Here is a 19,020-nt window from a genome sequence, read left to right on the forward strand (position 1 = left end):
TGCCCGGGCGCCGACGATTACGATGAGTTGCAAGCTTGGGCAATCGAGCTTCTGAGCTAATACGCTACGTGCGTGGTGCACCATGTGAAAACAGTTTAGATATGGACGAATTAAAAATGAAAAAAATGGCGGACTTTTGCCATGCTTACGGCGACCTCCCAGTCAGGATAAAGCAAACCATATAGTTCGTTGATGGCTATCAAAACCTGACCTGCGTAGTCCTCCGCTTGAGATTCTGTCACCCGATGCTCTAATGGTTGGTGAATGAGCTTATTTCTAATTGCAGCTCCCTCATTTAATGTTTTACAAAATTCTGATCTCCGCCCTAAATATATCTCCATAAGCTCGCCATAGAGTTTGGATAACGGAGGAGACGGGACGTGCTCAATAAACGCTGCAAGTTTCGGCTCCTTGCGAATCAAAGCTTCTTTGATTGCAAGCTCCGCCGCAATTGTGGCATCAATCCATTTGAACTTTGGGTTTTTCTCTTGAATTGCTCTGTAAATGTGTCTCATGGCAAAAAATGGTTGAATATTCTCATTAATGCCATGCTGTAATTTAAGCCGTATATCGTGATTAAGCTCCTGTTGAAAATTCACGCCAATTTTTCCAGAAATTTTCCCAGGGGAGTGACGATATTCGTGGGAGTTTCGATCCATTGCCCAAGTGAAGGTGGAAATTTCACTAGCCACATCATCCGAAATTTCGTATCTACCTAAAAAAAATTTAACGTACTCGAGAACTCGGCGCACCGCTGAGTTAAGTTCTAAGCATATTGATTGATAAGTTGACTCAAAATCTGGCGGAAACGAAAGAAAGTTTAGAAGAGGGTCCGTCGGTGAATTCATATATTCAAGCGCTTTCGGACTTAGCGGAAAGTCGTAAAGTTGCACAAATCCCTTTCCCTCAAAATATCCAAAGCGAACGTCAGCCATGTTTCCATAATACGTCGGGACATCAAGTCGATACCAGTCTACTTCATTGGCATGGTCTGGGTTGTGCCGAAAATTTATTTTGAATTCTGCGCAAATATTAATTTTTGGCCATATTTCTTTGTTCTCTAAAATCACTTCCACTGAACTTTGACTCGCTGTGTTATTTGCCTTTGATTTTTTTTGCTCATATTTTACTAAATCAGATAATCAAAATTATCAATTATGCATGCTTTTTAAATGGCACCCGTATTGGTACTACATTTCATATTCAAACATCTTCAAAAAGGTTCGCCTATAATTCGAGTGCTTGGCGTCGTTCCGGAACTATTCGCGAACGTCGTAAATTCATTCAACTCTCGCGAGCGTATGGTCCATGTTGATCTACGATATTTTCCGTGGATGCTAGAGCGCAGGAGGTATCATGCTCCATGGTCAAACTCCCGATCGCCGCCAACTATTACGTGTGAGAGACTTGGAATATTGACGGGCTGTGCCAGTATGCGGAATGCGTGGTACAACGCGCGAAGACAGTTCATGATTAGCAAAACAAAATCAAAGCAATTGGACATTGAGCATAGAAGCAGGTAATAAAATAAGCCGCTTCTGCGGCTTAATTTATTTGGGCTAATCTATTGCTAGTCGGCGACTCGCTTCGAATTTGAAATATAGTGAGTCTGTGATAATGGCGACTTGTAATGGTCTTCGTCCAAGAAGCGCAAAATACGTCGAAGTTCAGTCGCATTGCTGGGCAGCTTTATCTTTCCGTCTTCAGTTCTGTCTATTTGCACGGCAAAGTCTACCGCCGCGGCAGCTATTTGCTCTGTAGTGAATTTATCTAAAATACCACTCTGCCTAATTAAAGCGATTTTCTTTCTTATTGGGGTGCTAGCTGAAGCAACAAATTCAGGTACACTTTCAACTGCGAACTTTTCATGATTTGCAAAGTTGGTTACTTCTTCAGTCGTCGCGTCCTTAAAATATTCACTCAGTTCGAATACGCGACGGGCAAAATGGAAGCTTTGGAACTTAAGTGTGCCGCCTTCTAAAACTGCTAAGAGCTTCGTATCCAAAGTCAAGCCTGCATCAGTCATTCTCTGAAATGTATTTCCAGAAAAAAACATTGCGATTCCGCTCTTTGCGATAAGGCGGCGGTTTTCGAAAATCTGCACCAAAACTCGACCCTTCACGTCCGAGCGATGCTCGGTAAAAATGGCTTTGACGCAGTCGAGAGAGTGCACTTCTGGGCTATATTGGTCGATCTTGATTGGGTTGGCAACGGCGTCCGCAATCCCGTCGATATCAACAAAATTTTCGATGGCTAGTAGTTCTCCTTCTTCAGGCCTATAACTGCCTTCAAAAGGTACTACGGTATCGATCCCGTTCATGAACGATTCATACTGGCTGTCGAAAAGTTCTTGGATTTCAGCTTGCAATCCCTGGCTTAGTGGAAATCGGATAATTCGCGCATTTGGAATGCTTGTGAGTGCAAAAAGATTCATAGTTGGCCTAATTATTTATCTCTAAAACCCCGTACTCGCTAAGTTGTACTACTTTGCCAATCGACTTTACGTTATTTATCTTTCGCTTTGATATGAGAAGAAATGTAATTCCATCTTTAGTCTCAGCCTCGTAAAAATGATAACCAAAAGCGCCAAGCACAGGATTAACCTGCAGAGAGTGGGTAGTAATTAATACAAAAACCAGCATTCCGATCGCTAATATCCATGCATCAATATCTGCCGATGCTTGTCCCTTGAATAATAGCGGAAGAGCATAAGCTACGAAAAATCCGATCACCTCTTTGTCAGCGCTTTTTACCTTTTGAATAGAAATTGGGAGAATTTCTAATTTTTTCCCTGCCAACTTGATGATCTGCAGAGCGAGCGCCCCAAGCAGCAAGCATGCAAAAGCTGCAACTACTGCAAGTCGATAATTATGTTCTTTCGCCGCAAAGATATATGCAATAGAGATGCTGATTGGCGCTGAAGCTGTAAGAGCAAGTACAATTCTAACAATGACGCCTAGCATGACGAACTCCTTTAAGAGACCGACATTATACTGTATGTTTGTACAGTACTGGCAGCCGCTGCGGCCCGTAATTAATATTGTATGTGATGCAATAGCGTTGAATTCTCGCCAATTATATCGACGCTGAACAAGTTTTCTGACTGTTCAATTAACCAAAAATACGATGCCGACCCTCTGTTCCAAAAGAGGTAAGATGACATCGCGTTGCGCTCGATGTAGATATTTCTCTCGGATCTGAGCATAGCGGCAAGCATCTTCCAGTCCCGACGTCCTGCACAAGCGCCAACTGCTCGATCGTATGGCCTTGTTCGCACAGGCGCGAACCACCCTTATACAGCTCAGGCATCAGGTCTGACATTTGGACACAACCTCAACCTAACCTTGTCAGACACCAGCGCTTGCAAAGCACTGCCCAAGCTTCAGCGCGCGACCTGAAATCGTAAACCAACCCCGACGGCATCTTCTCTCAAGTCTCGCGTTCGCCCATCGTGGCGCTTACCATAACTGATCTGGCTGTATGAATGCACCTTGAACAGCTTTGGCTTATGATGGCGCGTTTTCGACTGTATTCATCGCCTGCTCTCAGGCGACCACACCCTCCAGCATGAGCACTCCTTCGACCATTCCGGCTGCTACTGCCATCGTCCCGCCATCTCGCCGCCTGTCCGTTGCACCCATGATGGATTGGACCGACCGCCACTGCCGCGTCTTCCACCGGCAGATCACCCGCCACACCTGGCTCTACACCGAGATGGTCAACACCGGCGCGCTGGTCTATGGCGACGCCGAGCGTCACCTGCGCTTCGACGACATCGAGCATCCCATTGCCCTGCAACTGGGCGGCAGCGACCCCGGCGACCTGGCCAAGAGCGCGAAGCTTGGTGAGCAGTGGGGCTACGACGAGATCAACCTGAACTGCGGCTGCCCCTCCGAGCGCGTGCAGAAGGGCGCGTTTGGTGCCTGCCTGATGAACGAGCCGCAACTGGTGGCTGACTGCGTCAAGGCGATGCGCGACGCCGTGTCGATCGACGTCACCGTCAAGCACCGCATCGGCATCGATCACAATGAAGAATACGGCTTCGTGCGCGACTTCATCGGCACGGTCGCCGATGCCGGCTGCAAAACGTTCATCGTGCACGCCCGTAACGCGATCCTGAAAGGCCTGTCGCCGAAGGAAAACCGCGAGATCCCGCCGCTGCGCTATGCCGTGGCGTATGAACTCAAGCGCGAGTTTCCCGACCTGGAAATCATCATCAACGGCGGCATCAAGAGCGACGACGAGATCGCGCTGCATTTGCAGCACGTCGATGGCGTCATGCTCGGGCGCGAGGCTTATCACAACCCATGGACGATGGCCGACTGGGACGCACGTTTCTACGATGCCCCCGGCGCACCGCGCACGCGCATCGACGTTCTCGAAGCGATGATCCCGTACATCGACGCGCAACTGCGCCAGTACGGCCCGCTGGGCTTGAAGCTGAACAGCATCACGCGTCACATGCTGGGCCTGATGCAGGGTTTGCCGGGCGCACGCGCCTTCCGCCAGACGCTGTCGGACTCGAAGCAACTGGCGCTGGGCGATGCACGCCTGCTGCTGGCTGCCGCTGCGCGGATGCCTGCAACCGCGTAACCACACCTCGCTAACAAAAAGCGTGCCTCGGCACGCTTTTTTTCGTCTGTAGACAAAGCGAGACATTTCCATACCGAAACTATCTTGAGACTTCAAATTTGCTTGCCGAAGGGCAACGTGAGTTCCATAATGTTTCTCTGTTCCAATTCTTGAACCACATCAACCCTGTTGTTGTGTTGAAACAATTCATCGGAGAAAGAGATTTTCTCGTTCGACGAGGAATTCTTCATTTATCCTTTAGGAAATAGCTGAAAACTATAAGAAACATAGCTTTCACTTGCGCATCGTACGGCGTATCGCGGGACGCGATCTCTACCGGACGAGTTTCGATCAATAAGTTACAGGGAAAACACGAATGAATTTGAACAACATGAAGGTCGGCACCCGTCTGGCCCTCGGTTTCGCACTGGTTCTGGTACTGCTGGTCGCAGTCGCGGTGGTCGGCATCCTGCGCATGGCGCAGATCCAGGATCGCCTCGATCACGTGGTGAGCGTCAGTAATGTATCGACCGGGCTCGTGGTCGAAATGCGCAACAACGTCAGCGATCGCCTCGCTTCGCTGCGCGTGCTGACCCTGATGACCGACCCGGCCGACATGGAACCGGAAATCGTCAAATTCAAGGAACAAACCGCCAAGTACGATGCGGCCCAGGCCAAACTGGCTGCGCTGTTCGCAACCTATGCCAATGATCAGGAAAAGACGCTGCTCAACCAGATCAAGGAACACGAAGCAACCGCGATGCCGGCCATTGCTCGTGCGACCGACCTGTATCTGGCCGCAAATGCGATGGGCGCCACCCGCGTGATGATCCGTGAAGTGCGTCCCGTGCAGCGCAAGTGGACCGACGCCCTGAACGCCCTGTCGGCCCTGGAAGACAAACAGAATGCCCAAAGCAAGGCCGATGCCGAAACGGCGTTTGCCAATGCCCGTAACTTCATGCTGGTCCTGCTGGTGCTGGCGGTCGTCATCGGTATCGTTGCTGCCGTGGTCATCACCCGCAGCCTGCTCAAGCAGCTCGGCGGCGAGCCGGCCTACACGGCGAAGATCGCTGGCAGCATCGCCCATGGCGACCTGTCGATCGCCATCGACACCAAAGCATCGGATCGCGGCAGCCTGCTGGTCGAAATGAAAGAAATGCGCAACAGCCTGGTTGGTATCGTCGAGCAAGTGCGTCGCGGTACGGAAACTATCGGCACCGCCTCGCGTGAAATCGCCGCCGGCAATATCGATCTGTCGTCGCGTACCGAACTGCAGGCAAGCTCGCTGGAAAAGACCGCCTCGGCGATGGAAGAGCTGACCGCGACCGTGAAACAGAATGCCGACAGTGCCCGCGAAGCCAATGCGCTGGCGGCAACTGCGTCGGACGTGGCCCGCAAGGGCGGCGACGTGGTGTCGCAAGTGGTCGGCACGATGGGCGAGATCAATACGTCGGCCAACAAGATCTCGGACATCATCGGCGTTATCGATGGCATCGCCTTCCAGACCAACATCCTGGCGCTGAACGCGGCAGTCGAAGCAGCCCGTGCCGGTGAACAGGGCCGTGGCTTTGCGGTCGTGGCATCCGAAGTGCGCAATCTGGCGCAGCGTTCGGCCGCGGCAGCAAAAGAAATCAAGACGCTGATCGGTGACTCGGTCGAGAAGGTCGAGCGCGGCAGCAAGCTGGTCGGCCAGGCCGGCGTGACGATGGACGAAGTGGTCTCGAGCGTCAAGCGCGTGACCGACATCATGAGCGAAATCGCCAACGCCAGCGCCGAGCAGAGCGCCGGCATCGCCCAGGTCAACACGTCGATCATCGAGATGGACAGCATGACGCAACAAAACGCTGCGCTGGTGGAACAAGCCGCCGCAGCCGCACAGAGTCTGCAGGACCAGGCAGGCGAGCTGGCCCGCGTGGTCAGCATCTTCAAGCTGGAAGAGGGCGAAGAGCACCACGTTCCAGCCCACGCTCAGGCCAAGGCCCCGGCAGCCGCGCCGGCCGTGACCACCACTGCGGTGGTGGCACGTCCGGTCGTCAAGCGCCCGGCGCCACCGGCACTGAAGAAGCCGGCTGCAGCATCGGCTGCACCGAAAAAAGCGGACGAGGCAGTTGCAGCGCCGAAGCCGAAGAAAGCCGCCGTCAGCGCCACCGCCAGCGCCGACGAGTGGGAAGAGTTCTGATTTTTAAGTAGTCGATCAGCGCCGGCCCGCCGTGCGGCGCACACCCAGACCATTGCCGTTCAATTCAAAAACCTTAAGTGGGGAAACCATGAAAAACCTGTCCGCCAAACTGTTCGTTGCACTGACCCTGACCGCCGCTGCCGGCGCGAGCTTCGCCGCTGAGACCTCGGCCCAGTTCGATCCAAAGAAATGCAGCATCGAGTACCCGAAGGCGTCGCTGATGAATGAAGAGCAGGGCACGACCACCGCGTCGTTCCTGGTCACCGCGGACGGCACCGTGACGGAATCGAAGATCGACAAGTCGAGCGGCTTCAAGAACCTCGACCGCGCGCTGGTCAAGGGCCTGACTTCGTGCAAGTTCAAGCCGGGCACCAAGGACGGCGCACCAGCACAAACCTGGACCAAGATCGACTACGCCTTCAAGCTGGACTGATCTACGCTCCCTGTACGTTCCCTTTCACGCAGTCGGCGCCACATGCCGGCTGCGTTGTTTTATCCCCCGCAGTACCGCCTCCCGCGTCATTTCCCCTCTGCACCAAACAATCTTGGTTGTTACAAGATTGTTGCCATATGTTACTGCTGTAATCACTTGGTTCAATCCCGTTTTTTAACGGATGCGCCCGGTATATTGAAGTCATACAAACAGCAACCGAAACGGAGCACATCATGAAAACCTTCCTCTCTACCGCCACCGCTGTTGCTGCCGCGCTCCTGATCGGCACCTCGGCTTTCGCACCGGTGCAAGCCCAGCCGCATCATCAGCGCGCCGACGTCATCATCATCAAGAAGGCGCCGCCAGCGCTGCGCCGCGAAGCCGTGCCGAACGCACGCCGTGGTTTCGACTGGGTGCCGGGTTACTGGAACTGGAACGGTCGCCGCCACGATTGGGTGGGCGGCCATTGGGAAAAAGTGCGTCCTGGCTACGCTTATCAGCGCGCAGAGTGGCGTCAGGACCGCAATGGCTGGCACCTCGACCGTGGCGGCTGGCGTCAGGAAGTGCGCGGCCGTGACAACGGTCCACGCGGCGACCGTGATCGCGACGGTGTCCCGAACCGCCACGACAACCGCCCGAACAATCCTAACCGCTACTAACAGGTCAGGCAGCGGCAGAACACGGCAAGATTCAAGCGGCCGTGCTGTCGCCGCCGCAGACTTGATTCCGGCCTGACAGCTTGGCCTGGTAGAGCAGGGCGTCGGCTCGTTCCACCAGGCTACTGGCGGCAATGGCCACGCCCTCTCCCGTCGTGCTGGCCACCGTCGACGTGTACACGCCGGCGCTGATCGTCACGATGCCGGCATCATTACCCGCATGGACGATCTGCAGTGCCATCACGGCGCCGCGGATGCGTTCGGCGACCATCCTGGCCCCGGCCGGATCGGTATCCGGCAGCAATGCCACAAATTCCTCACCACCATAGCGCGCCGCCAGATCGGCCGGGCGCACCAGGCTGTCCCGCAGCGCCGCCGCTACCTGGCGCAGGCAGGCGTCGCCCGCCACGTGGCCATACGTATCGTTAAAGCGCTTGAAGTAATCGACGTCGATCAGCACGATCGACAGCGGCAGTCCGCTACGCGCCGCGCGTGCATTTTCCAGCGTCATCGCTGCTTCGAAACGGCGCCGGTTGGCGATGCCGGTCAGGCCATCATGGTCGGCCAGCACCGTCAATGCCCGGTTATGTTCCTGCAGTTGCTCGCGCGCGCCCACCAGTTCGTGTTGCAGGTGGTCGCGAATCATGATCTGGCGCACCAGCCGCCAGCCGAAGGCCAGCAGCAGCAAGATCGCGACAAACGTGATCGTGGCCTGTGTCAGCACCGACTGCAGCCATTTCGCGAGAATTTCCTCCTTCGATTGCGCGGTCGCGACGATCAATGGATAGGTGTCGAGGTGGCGGTAACTGTAGAGCCGCTCGATGCCGTCGATCTTCGAGCGTCGCATGCCGGAGCCAACCGGCCCCTGGCTCAGGTACATCTGCTGGATCGGGCCGTTGCTCACATCGGTGCCGATCAGCGACTCGCTGTGCGGCAGGCGGTAGACCATCGTGCCATCGTCGAGCGTGAGCATGACCACGCCGGCGCGGCCGACGTCGAAGCTTTCGTACAGCGTCGAAAAATACGCGATGCGGATGGTGCCGAGCGCCACACCGGCAAAGCTGCCATCGGGATGATCCAGCCGGCGCGACACGGGCAGCACCCAGTCGCCGGTCGACCGGCTGCGCACCGGTTTGCCGACATGCACGCCGCGATCCCGGTGTGTCAGGTGATATTGAAAGTATTCGCGATCGGTGTTGTTGTGTGCGAGCGTACGGTCTTGCGACGTCATCAACCAGCGGCCGTCGGCGCCGAACACGAACAGCGCATGCAGCTCCTCGACCTGCGAGGCCATATTCTTCAGATGCAGCTGCAACCGGGCACGTTCAGCGCCGCGGTCGGCCCCATCGGTTTCCACGCGTTCAACCACGCCGGCCAGCACGGTATCGACGACGCGCACGGCGCTTTCGCCCTGGGCCGCGAGCGCATGCGACATATTGGCCGTGGCCACGGCCACTTCGGCCAGACGTTCCTGGCGCGCACGCCAGCTGTCCGAGATCTGGATCGCCAGTAACAACAGGCACAAAGCCACGACGAACAGCACGGCATTGCGCACGGCGGGGCGCTTTTCAGCGGTCAGGCGGGAGATTTCGGGAACGGCACTGGTGTCTGGCATCGTGGGAGAGGGCGCGCCGCTACAAACGCCCAGGGTCGTCAGCTGCAGGGACGCTGATTACTTGTAGAAAACCGACGAATTGTCGCACAGCGCCGACCCTGCGCCCGAATTGTCGCCGCCCCGTTACAACTGCTCGTTAGCTCAGGCCACGCGCAATCCCAGCTCGCTGATCAGTTCGGCTGCCTGGCGCGGCGTGATCCAGGCGCCCTGGAACAGCTTGACGTCGGCCAACGTCAGGCCCGACAGATCCGCTTCGCGCAGGTCGGCATTGTCGAAGCGCGCCTGTTTCAGGCTGGCGTTGCGCAGGCTGCCGCCTTCGAACACGGTGTCGCGAAAGTCGCAGGCGGCCAGGTCGGCGTCCGAAAAGTCGAGCGCCTTCAATGTGGATTTGCGAAACGACATGCGGCGCAGGTCGGCGCCGATCAGCAGGCATTCTTCGAAGCTCAAACCCAGGTGCGCTGCTTCTTCGAAATTCGCACCGGTCAGCTTGCAGCCCTTGAAGGTGAGGGAGGCAAGGCGCGCGCGGCGCCAGCTGCTGTTGTTCAGGTCGCAGCTCTGGAACTGCGCATCGGTCAGGTCGGCCGCCTCGAAATCGGCTTGGCGGCCGCGGCAGCGCTGCCACGTGGTCTGCGCCAGCTTGGCGGCGTAAAACGAGGTTTCGGCAATGCTGCAATTGATGAAGCTGCTGCCACGCAGATCGAGCCGCGACAGATCGGCATCGTCCAGCATGCAATCGATAAACGTAATGCTGCCGCTGGCAAGTGCCGCAGCGATATCGTCACGGCTTGGGGAATCGGTAAATGTATGCATTAATTTGTGTTGAAAATAGCGCGCACCAAAGCGGCGACCGGGTTTCAAGTTCTCGGGTTACGCTCATAGCGCCCAACAGCATGGTGGCGGCAGTTTACCTGAATTTTCTGGTGCCCAATTCGTGCCTGATTTCATCGGAAATTGCACGCAATTCACAGGCGGCGCAGGGTGTTGTGCGCTGGGCGGGAAAGGTACACGCTGAGTTTCCACTTGGACAAAAAAAAGGTAAGATAGTGTCGCTCCCTTTATGTTTTTGATAAGTGCTTATTTCCGGTTAAGCTTATTGAAAACAGTCGAAGGGTAATCGTGTTTGAGAAATTCGGAATACAAGATGGATCATAAGAAAACGGCTGATTGGGAACTCGCTTCCGGCAGCTGGACGGTGGCAGCCAACGATGGCGAGATTCGCCTTAATCGCACGGTGATGGGTAATGCCATCGCCCCCTCATTGGGTTCCGCAGATATTGCCGCCATCATGAACATGCGCCGTGCGCACGGTGCGCCGACGCTGTATCCCCCCGATTTTAATTTCTCGCCCATCGACGGCGCGCAACTGGCGCCCAATCCCCCGAGCGGCGCCAGCTGGATTGCGCCAAGCGGCGCGTCGGCCATCACGGACGCTGGGATGCCCGAAGCCGTCGGCCTGAAGCGCACGCGCCACAGCGTGCCGGTCGATCGCCTGCGCCGGCACGACGCCGACAGCATGGCCGACATGGAATTGCCGCTGCCGCCGCCAGGCGAGTACGAATTCTTCTCGGGCACGTTCGGCACGGTTGGCGCCGTCCTGCTCGCGCTCGATACGGGCAAGGGCACGCTGTTCGGCTGGCTGCCGGCGTCGCAAAAGTGGCAGCCGCTGCTGGGCATCGGTGCGCGTCTGCTGTCCGAATCGAATTTGCCCGTACACGCCTGGCGCGCAGAGATGGCCGCTGCATTCAACAGCCGCCTGTATATTCCCACCGAACATGGCCTGGCGATGCTGGTGCCCGATTTCGCGGCGCTGCAGTTCCGGATCGATTACGTGGGCAACGCCCCGGTCGTGGGCGCGCCGGTGGCATTCGATCACCAGGTCTGGGCGCCGATTCGTCATGAAAACGGCGTGGTCCAGTTCGTGTTTGCCGACGCCCATGGCGTGGCCGGTCCGCCACTGCGCGTCGATGGCAGCTGGACTTTGGGCGAGATGGGCGCGCCGTGCGCCTATGGCCGGCTTGCGGTCTGGCCCTGCGCGGAAGGGCAGTTGCGCTTGCAGAAAATGACTGACGGCAGCGTGGCGGCCACGTTCCTGGCCTGGCCGGAAGGCATCACGCCGCATTTCGAATTCGGCAGCGCGCACATAACGCGCTCGGGTTCTCTGTGGCAGTTGTGCTTTGACAGCCGCCTCGACAGTTATGTGTACGTGCGCCTTGGCGTCAACGAGCACGAACAGGTCGCCGCGCTCAATCCGCGCATCGGCTCGGGCACCATCAACTACCGCTTCGCCACCAAGCTGAAAACCGATCCATGGGTCGAGCCGGAACATGGCGACGATGGGGCGGCCAACACGGTCGTCGTGCCACTGCTGGAGCTGGGCGAGCGCAGCGCCGTGCTGGCCTTGCGCATCGACAGCACGGCCGGCCTGGGTACCTTGCTCAATTCGGCTGAACGCATGCGCGCCCAACTGGTCTACGATGATGAGAACAACGACATCGTATTCCACACCATCGCGGTCAGCAAACCATGGGAACTGCGCCTCTTCCTGCACAACGGTTACTTGTGGGCCTACCACCCCGGCATGCAGCGCATCCTCGGCTGGGACGTCCAGCAATGATGCCGCGCGCGTGGTGTGCGGCGCTCGCGAGCGTCGTCCTGGGTCTGTGCGCTGTGCCGGCGCAGGCCATTCAGCAAGCGTTTCTGGTGCAGAACTCCGGCTGGATGGAGCCGTTCTACGCCGATCCGCAATCGCAGTTCAAACCGCTGATTGCCGCCGTGGCCAATGCCGCCGCGCGTCCGGGCGACAAGGTCATGGTGCTCGCGTTCAGCCAGTCCAGCGGCAGCAATGTCTCGCCGCAATTGCTGGGGCAGGGCGATGGCGCCGCCCAGGTGGCCGGCTGGCTGGCGCCGCTCGCGCCTGCGCGCAAGAGCGCCAGCGCACTGGCCGACACGGACTTTCGCGAAGCGGTGACCAAAACCATCGGTGAAACGTTCAAGTCGCGCCCCGGCATCATCTGGATTTTCACCAACAACAAGAACAGCCCCGGCAACGATCCCGCCACGGCGGCGCGCAATCTGGAGTTCTACCGGTTGCTGCACCTGGAGCCTTCCATCACGCGCACCGTGGTGTTCCCGCTGCGCATGCCGGTGCAGGGCAAGTTCTTTGCCGCCAAAGGATTGATGGTCTACGGGCTGGCCTACGGTAAGGAAGCGGGCGACGAGCTGGGCCGCATGGTGGCCGAAGGCCGTCTGGCGACGATCCTGACCAAACCGCCGGCGCGCCTGAAACCGGTGGACCAGGACGGCGTGCGCATCGTCCCCCAGGCCGTGCTGAATACCCCGAACATGACGGCCTCGATGGGCACTGACAAGCGCACCGTTGTGCTCGATGTGGACGCCGACAAGCTGGTCCCGCACATCCGCTTGAAAGCATCCCTGCAGAACCTGTTCTATCCGTACCTGATTGCACAGGCCACCGTCGATGGCCAGCTGCGCACGCGCGCTGGCACGACGCCGTTGACGGTGACACCGACAGCCGTGAGCAATCTCGCGCCGGGCGCCAGCCAGTCGATCGAGGTGAGCTTCAAGCTGCCGCTCGAAGAAGTGCCGTCGGCCTGGTCGCGCCAGGCCATTGCGGCGATGGGCAAGCAAGTGATCATGCCGATGTCGGTGAGCCTGGGCCTGAGCAATCAAAGGCTGGCCTTGCCGGCATCGTTCAAGACCGAGATGCAGGAGCTGTTCCCGGGCGACCCGCTGTCGGACATGTTCGTGCCGCCCGACAGCGTGAAATCGTCCACGGCGCAAGTGCCGCTGATCGTGCGCGTGCAATATCCATTGACGCCGGTGCTCGTGATCGTCGGCGGCGTGCTGGCCTTGCTGCTGGCGCTGGCTGCGCTCGCGTTTCTGGCCATGAAAACCACGCGCTATCCGATCATGGTCAACGGCGTGCGCCGCAACGTGCTGCTCAAGCCGTTCAAGTCGCTGGCGATCAAGGCCGACGACGGCGCCGCGGTTGGCGAAATCCGGCGCGGGCTCGGCCGTCCGACTGTGGTCCAGGTCGAGCCGGGCCAGACGTTGACCATCGCGTCGTAATCCATTCAAGTAGTCTTTATCCCATTCAGGAGAACGTGGCATGACGCAGCAAGCAAAAGATAACGCAGGCTTTGCCCTGCCGGCACCGGTCGAAGGCCAGCAGGCGCCAGCCGCGGCGGCGACCCCGGCGACCCCCGCGACGGGAACGCCAGAGACGGTCGAATCGCTGCCGGTAACCACCGACGTCGACACGTCGTCGCGCGATGCGCTGATCGGCGGCGGCGTGCTGCTGGTGCTGTTCATTGCGTTCTTCTTTGCCAAAAATGCCTACGCCAACACGCTGGTGGCAAAACGTATTCAACCGGGCAAGGCGAATGCGGCTGGCTGGTGGCTGTTCATCTTTTTGGCCAGCCTGTCGACCGGCGTCGTGCTGGCGGCAATCAATGCACCGAAGTTCATGGCGCCCCTGATCATCGGCCCACTAACGCTGATCGGCCTGATTGCGCTGGTGCTGATGCTGCTGTCTTCCCGCAAATAAGTACCCAGACCAGGAACCACGCGACATGGCAGATAATCTGAACCAAACGATCGGCGCCGGTACCGGCGAACGCAAGCAGGAGCAGAGCATCGACCTGCGCCCGACGCTGTTCATCGGCATCGGCGGCACCGGCATGGAAGTGCTGATGCGCGTACGCCGCCGCATTCTCAACACGCTGTGGGGCGGCAACGGCGCGCGCACCCGCGTCGACAGCCTGGCCGAATTTCCGGTCGCGCAGTTCATCCAGTTCGACCTCGACACGGGCGCCGTCATCGACAGCGGCCGCGCCCAGGCCGAAGACCTGCAATTTGACCAGGTCAAGTTCACCGACGAAGAGAAAATCGTCGAAGCCTTCGACATGGACAAGTACAGCCGCGACGACGACGCGCTCGAGAAATACCCGCACATCAAGGAATGGCTGTCGCTGACGCCAAAGAAAATCCGCGAACTGGGCATCGATCCATCGAAGGGCGCGGGCCAGATCCGCGCCGTCTCGCGCCTGTACCTGTTCGACAAGTACACCAAGATCCGCGACAAGATCCGCCTGAAGCTCAAGACGCTCAAGGCCGGCCTGTCGCACGAGCAGCAACTGGCGCGCCTGGGCCTGCGCATGGAAACCGAGAAGTTCCGCATCGTCATCGTGGGCTCGGTGGCCGGCGGCACCGGTTCCGGCGCCTTCCTCGACATGGGTCTGCTGGCGCGCTGGCTGGCCAAGTCCGAGGTGGGCAATGCCGACGTCGAACTGATGCTGTTTTTGCCGACCGGCTACGCTGGCGCCAACAAGGAGCGCACCGAAGCGAACGGCTACGCCGCGCTGATGGAACTCGAATCGGCCATGCTCGGCAACAAGGGCTACGTGGGCCGCTGGGATGCCTACGACCAGCCGGAATTACCGCGCGAGCCATACAGCGAAGTCTATCTGATCGATTCGGGCAACCTGGCGCAGCAGCACACGAACGACGTCAAGGATGTCTACCACATGGTGGCCGACACGCTGTTCGAAGATTTTGCATCGGGCGACTTCGCGCGCCGCAAGCGCTCGGTGGCCGTCAACCAGGCGCAGCACAAGAACTTCCTGCACGACGCGCTGGTGCCGAAGAACCGTTTTGCCGACATGCGCCTGTCGTACTCGAAGCGCTTCTCGTCGTTTGGCCAGGCCGTGCTCGACACGCGCCAGGAAGCGCGGCGCGAAGAGCGCGCGCACCGCTGGGCCGGCGCCATGCTCAAGGCGTTCTTTGGCGTAGGCGGCGTCGACACCGGCGTGAACCGCGCCACCGACAAGCAGCGCGATGAATTCATGGCGGCCCAGATGGCGCTGCGCGCCGCGCCGTTCAGCGACTTCCCGACCTTCTCCGACCGTAACGTCGAGCTGAAACGCTCCAGCGGCGAGTTCCTCGATTACGCCCTCGTCGACGATCTGCTGCAGGACAAGCACGGCCTGCTGCTGGCCGGCGTCGAGCAGCGCGTCAATGCACGCATCGACAGCATCCGTACCGGGTTCGATCGCGCTGAGTGGCCGACGCAGGTGCGAGAGACCGTGCAGCAGCTCGAGCGCGACTCGGTGCGCGACCAGGACTCCACCGCCGACACGACCGAAGACCGCGTGGTCAAGCGTCGCCGCGAAGTGCTGGAGCGCATCAAGCATGCGATCCGCGACCAGCTCTACGCTTACCTCGACAACAAGGATTTCGGCGGCCTCGAATATGTGCTGTCGCTGGTCGAGCAGATCAAGGACCGGCTCGAAGCACCGGGCACGGGCCTGATCAGCGCTCTGAAGCTCAACAGCGAGCGTTACCGCGAAATCAAGGAAGCGGTGCGCACCCGCGAATACGAACGCCTGCTGGCCAACCTCGAACAAACCAAAGGCGGCTTCTTCAGCAGCAATAACGAAAAGCAGGCGGTCACGGTGCTGGACCACCTGCGCACCGAAATCGCCAACGCGCTCAAGTTCCACCTGCGCGCCAAGGCAGCCGACGAAGCGGCGATCCTGATGGCCGACCTGTCCGCCTGGCTGGGCAAGAAGAACGGCGTCGACGCGCAGGGCCGCGCCATCTGGAACGGCCTGGTCGGCGAATTGCAGGCCGGCCGCGAAGCCGTACTGACCATGCTGGGCCAGCTGCAGCACGCCAACGCCATCATCCAGCAAGACCTGAACAAGGACCACGCTACGTTGATCACGGTGCCGGTGGCCGAGCGCAACGTGCCGATGCCGGGCGCGCTGCAACTGCGCGAATGGGCCGATGAGGCGTTCAAGGATCTGGGCGGCTCGAAGGTGCTGTTCCCGATGCTGGGCGACGCCGCCCAGCGCAGCGAAATCATCAACAAAGTCAAACGCATGGCCGAGCGGCAGTTGACGCTGGCCGGTGCGGGCGATGCGGACAACGTCGATCACGATCCGTTGATCGAGGCCCTGGAACAGATGAACCCGGCCGAACGGATGGACCGCTTCCGCAAACTGCTGGCCTGCGCGATGCCGTGGATCGACGCGAACCTGTCGGGCGACTTCACCGTGAAGGCCGACCAGTTCAAGTGCTTCGTCGGCGTGGCCAATGCCGACCGTTTTAAACGCCTGTTTGGCGCCGAACTCAATACCTGCGTGCCGACCCAGGCCAATATCACCGCGGCGCAATTGTCCATCGTCGAGACCGGTGTGCCGGGCCGCGCCGTCTGCTACTGCGAACTGTCCGGCATCCCGATGACGGTGCTGCGCGGCATGGAAGGGTGGCGCACCAGCTACCGCAAGGAAGCCGAAAAGAACCCGACCCACACGCACATCGACTCGACCCAGTTCAGCCATCCGATGGCGCCGACGACCGACGAAATCAACCGCCTGGCCGAAGACTTCAAGCAGTACCTGCAAGCGATCATGCTGGGCATCCTGACGCGCTCGACCCAGCGCGTGATCCCGCGCGGGCAGTACCAGTTTGCCGTCGCGCGCGGCGACGTGCGCCGCATCGGCAACGAACGCGCCATTCGCCAGAACGGGCTGCCAGCTACTTACCGCGACGCCATCGTCGAACGGGTGCAGGAACGTTTGGCCGAACTCGACGCCAGCCAGACCGTCGCCCTGGCGGCGCTGGCCAGCTATTACGAGACGGCCGTCTACACGCCGAAACTGGTGGAAGACGCGACCGGCGCGCAGGATGATCGCAAGGGCTTTGCCAGCGCGATTGCCGGCGAAGCCAAACGCGAGCTGGCCGAGAAGGCCCGCCGCAAAGGGATGAGTCAGCGCGACATCGACCGCGCCGACGAACAACTGCTCGAGGTGCTGACGGAGTGGGCGAGCGTCGTGCCGGATTCGGATGAAGATGCCTACGACTGGGAAGTGCGCGAGCCGGGCGAGGATGGTCATCTGCGCCTGAAATACGTGATCAAGCCGGATGCGTTCAATGCCGGTAAGTTAGATGCCTTGCTGGCGCCGCAGGCTACTGCGCCTGTTGCTACGTTCCCGGCTGGTGCGCCGGGCATGCCTGGCACGCCGCCGCCGCTTGGCGCGACGCCACCGCCACTGGGGATGCCGCCGCCGCTCGTCGAGCATCAATATCATCTGGGTATTGGTGGGCAGCAGTTCGGGCCGTACAGCGCGCAGCAGATCGTGCAGATGGTGCAGGCGGGGCAGGTTGCGGTTGCCGGCACGAAGGTGTGGCGCGTGGGTCTTGCGGCCTGGGGTGAGCTGGGGCAGTTGCCGGAATTGACGATGCTGTTCGGGGCGCCGGCATCGCCGCCGCCGTTGCCACCGATGCTGTGAGGATGAGACTTTGAAACAGTGTTCTGGCTGCAGTGCGACGCTGCAGGGTGAGGTGGCGTTTTGTCCATTCTGTGGTGAAGGGGTGGATGGGGCGGTGCGCAAGGTTGTGCCGGCTGCTGCTCCTTTCGCTGCTCCTTCGGTTGCTGCGGTACCAGCGCCGCCGAGCGTTCCTGCGCCTGCTACGCCTGTCGTGACGCCGCCACCTGCTGCAGCGCCGGCGGCAAGCGTGCCGCCGGTTGCCGCTGTGCCGCCATCTGCGCCCACAACGCCTTCCCGGCCTGTAGCCGATCGCGCGCCGATACCGCCCGCAACGCGCAAAGGCGGGAAGGGCAAGTGGATCGCCGGCGGGATCGCGCTGCTGCTGGTCGTGCTCTACAACATGGGTTCCCGGGACAAACCGGTGATCGAGGAAAGCGCCTGCGAATCGGCCTTCGACCTGGGCACCCAGGCGGTCACGTCGGGCGACCTTGCCGCCGCGCGCACCCAGGCGCTGCGGGCCAGCGCCGAATGCGGCGACAAGGAGCGCGCCAAGGTCAACACCTTGCAACGTGCGATTGCGGCAGCGGAAAAGACCGACAACGCCTGCCAGCGCAATTTCCGTTCAATCGACGGCTTGCTGCAGGACAGCCGGCCTGGTCGTGCACGCGCAGGACTGAACGAATTGACGGCAGCGTGTTCAAACAAGCCGGAGGCCGAAGCCTTGCGCACCCGGCTGGAGGCGACCCAGGAAGCCATCAAGGGAGCGCTGGCTGACGTGCGCAGTGCGCTCGATGCACGTGATCAGGCGCAAGCCAGGGCGGCACTGGCCAAACTGACGGGCCTGAACCGCGATGAACCCAGCCTGAACCAGCTCAAATGGGAGGTTGATGCACTGGATGCCGCCGCTGCGGCTGCAGCCCAGCCAGCGCCGCCTGCCGAGGTCTTCATGCCAGGCGCCGCGCCGGTCCAGCGTGCACCAAGCCAGGAGCCGGCTGCGCAGCGTGCGCCGAGTGCGCCGACTGCGTCAGGTACGCAAGACGCGAGCGCAGCGCAGCGCACGTCGATGGCGACGATGTTCCTGCGCGATGCCGAGCAGGCGCTGTTGCAGCGAAAATTTGACGCCGCCAAAACCTATGTAGAAAGCGCACGTCGGGCCGACCCGAACAATCCGCAGCTCGACAGCATGATGCAGCAGATCCGCGATCGCGAACGCCAGATGCTGCAAGAAGAAACCACCATCAGATAATGCAGTCTCATCAGGGAAAACCATG

The 19,020-nt window shown here is 59.5% G+C and carries 14 protein-coding genes; 9 read left to right on the top strand and 5 right to left on the bottom strand.

Features of this window, described 5'->3' with window-relative positions:
• Positions 1–110: 110 nt before the first annotated feature.
• The 3 genes from ACZ0AJ_RS02650 to ACZ0AJ_RS02660 all read right to left on the bottom strand — a co-directional run bounded on the left by ACZ0AJ_RS02650 (position 111) and on the right by ACZ0AJ_RS02660 (position 2,963).
• Positions 111–1,076 carry a hypothetical protein gene (locus ACZ0AJ_RS02650; RefSeq protein WP_499453819.1) on the bottom strand — a complete coding sequence of 322 codons (966 nt, stop codon included), beginning with the start codon at positions 1,074–1,076 and terminating at the stop codon, positions 111–113.
• A gap of 494 nt (positions 1,077–1,570) precedes the next feature.
• Positions 1,571–2,434 carry a Kiwa anti-phage protein KwaB-like domain-containing protein gene (locus ACZ0AJ_RS02655; RefSeq protein ID WP_499452572.1) on the bottom strand — a complete coding sequence of 288 codons (864 nt, stop codon included), beginning with the start codon at positions 2,432–2,434 and terminating at the stop codon, positions 1,571–1,573.
• 7 nt (positions 2,435–2,441) lie between these two features.
• On the bottom strand, positions 2,442–2,963 hold the full coding sequence (locus tag ACZ0AJ_RS02660) for a KwaA family protein (RefSeq protein WP_499452574.1): 522 nt from the start codon (positions 2,961–2,963) through the stop codon (positions 2,442–2,444).
• Positions 2,964–3,567: 604 nt separating this feature from the next.
• Between ACZ0AJ_RS02660 and dusA the strand changes: the two genes are divergently transcribed.
• From dusA to ACZ0AJ_RS02680, 4 genes are all read left to right on the top strand, one after another.
• On the top strand, positions 3,568–4,593 hold the full coding sequence (gene dusA / locus ACZ0AJ_RS02665) for a tRNA dihydrouridine(20/20a) synthase DusA (RefSeq protein ID WP_499452576.1): 1,026 nt from the start codon (positions 3,568–3,570) through the stop codon (positions 4,591–4,593).
• Between the two features lie 355 nt (positions 4,594–4,948).
• Entirely contained in the window at positions 4,949–6,751 is a 1,803-nt protein-coding gene (locus ACZ0AJ_RS02670; RefSeq protein WP_499452578.1) for a methyl-accepting chemotaxis protein, read from the top strand.
• A gap of 88 nt (positions 6,752–6,839) precedes the next feature.
• Complete coding sequence (locus ACZ0AJ_RS02675; protein ID WP_183549598.1) at positions 6,840–7,184, top strand: energy transducer TonB; 345 nt, start codon at positions 6,840–6,842, stop codon at positions 7,182–7,184.
• Positions 7,185–7,417: 233 nt separating this feature from the next.
• A complete protein-coding gene (locus ACZ0AJ_RS02680; protein ID WP_499452580.1) occupies positions 7,418–7,843 on the top strand; it encodes a YXWGXW repeat-containing protein in 426 nt (141 codons plus the stop codon).
• A 31-nt stretch (positions 7,844–7,874) separates the two neighbouring features.
• Here the strand turns inward: ACZ0AJ_RS02680 and ACZ0AJ_RS02685 are convergent, their stop codons facing one another.
• On the bottom strand, positions 7,875–9,455 hold the full coding sequence (locus ACZ0AJ_RS02685) for a sensor domain-containing diguanylate cyclase (RefSeq protein ID WP_499452582.1): 1,581 nt from the start codon (positions 9,453–9,455) through the stop codon (positions 7,875–7,877).
• Between the two features lie 141 nt (positions 9,456–9,596).
• Complete coding sequence (locus ACZ0AJ_RS02690) at positions 9,597–10,265, bottom strand: pentapeptide repeat-containing protein (RefSeq protein WP_499452584.1); 669 nt, start codon at positions 10,263–10,265, stop codon at positions 9,597–9,599.
• 331 nt (positions 10,266–10,596) lie between these two features.
• Here ACZ0AJ_RS02690 and ACZ0AJ_RS02695 point away from each other — a divergent pair, with 331 nt between their 5' ends.
• The 5 genes from ACZ0AJ_RS02695 (at position 10,597) to ACZ0AJ_RS02715 (ending at position 18,995) form a co-directional block, all read left to right on the top strand.
• Entirely contained in the window at positions 10,597–12,069 is a 1,473-nt protein-coding gene (locus ACZ0AJ_RS02695) for a hypothetical protein (protein ID WP_499452586.1), read from the top strand.
• Positions 12,066–13,544, top strand: coding sequence for a hypothetical protein (locus ACZ0AJ_RS02700; RefSeq protein ID WP_499452588.1), 1,479 nt, complete (start codon positions 12,066–12,068; stop codon positions 13,542–13,544). The genes ACZ0AJ_RS02695 and ACZ0AJ_RS02700 overlap by 4 nt, the downstream gene beginning before the upstream one ends.
• 40 nt (positions 13,545–13,584) lie before the next feature.
• Positions 13,585–14,022 (top strand): hypothetical protein, encoded by a 438-nt coding sequence (locus ACZ0AJ_RS02705; RefSeq protein ID WP_332530305.1) that lies wholly within the window; start codon positions 13,585–13,587, stop codon positions 14,020–14,022.
• A 25-nt stretch (positions 14,023–14,047) separates the two neighbouring features.
• Positions 14,048–17,770, top strand: a complete 3,723-nt coding sequence (locus tag ACZ0AJ_RS02710) for a tubulin-like doman-containing protein (RefSeq protein ID WP_499453824.1) — start codon at positions 14,048–14,050, stop codon at positions 17,768–17,770.
• Positions 17,771–17,960: 190 nt separating this feature from the next.
• Positions 17,961–18,995 (top strand): hypothetical protein, encoded by a 1,035-nt coding sequence (locus ACZ0AJ_RS02715; RefSeq protein ID WP_499452592.1) that lies wholly within the window; start codon positions 17,961–17,963, stop codon positions 18,993–18,995.
• Positions 18,996–19,020: the final 25 nt, after the last annotated feature.

The organism is Telluria sp. AC161, assembly GCF_979258535.1.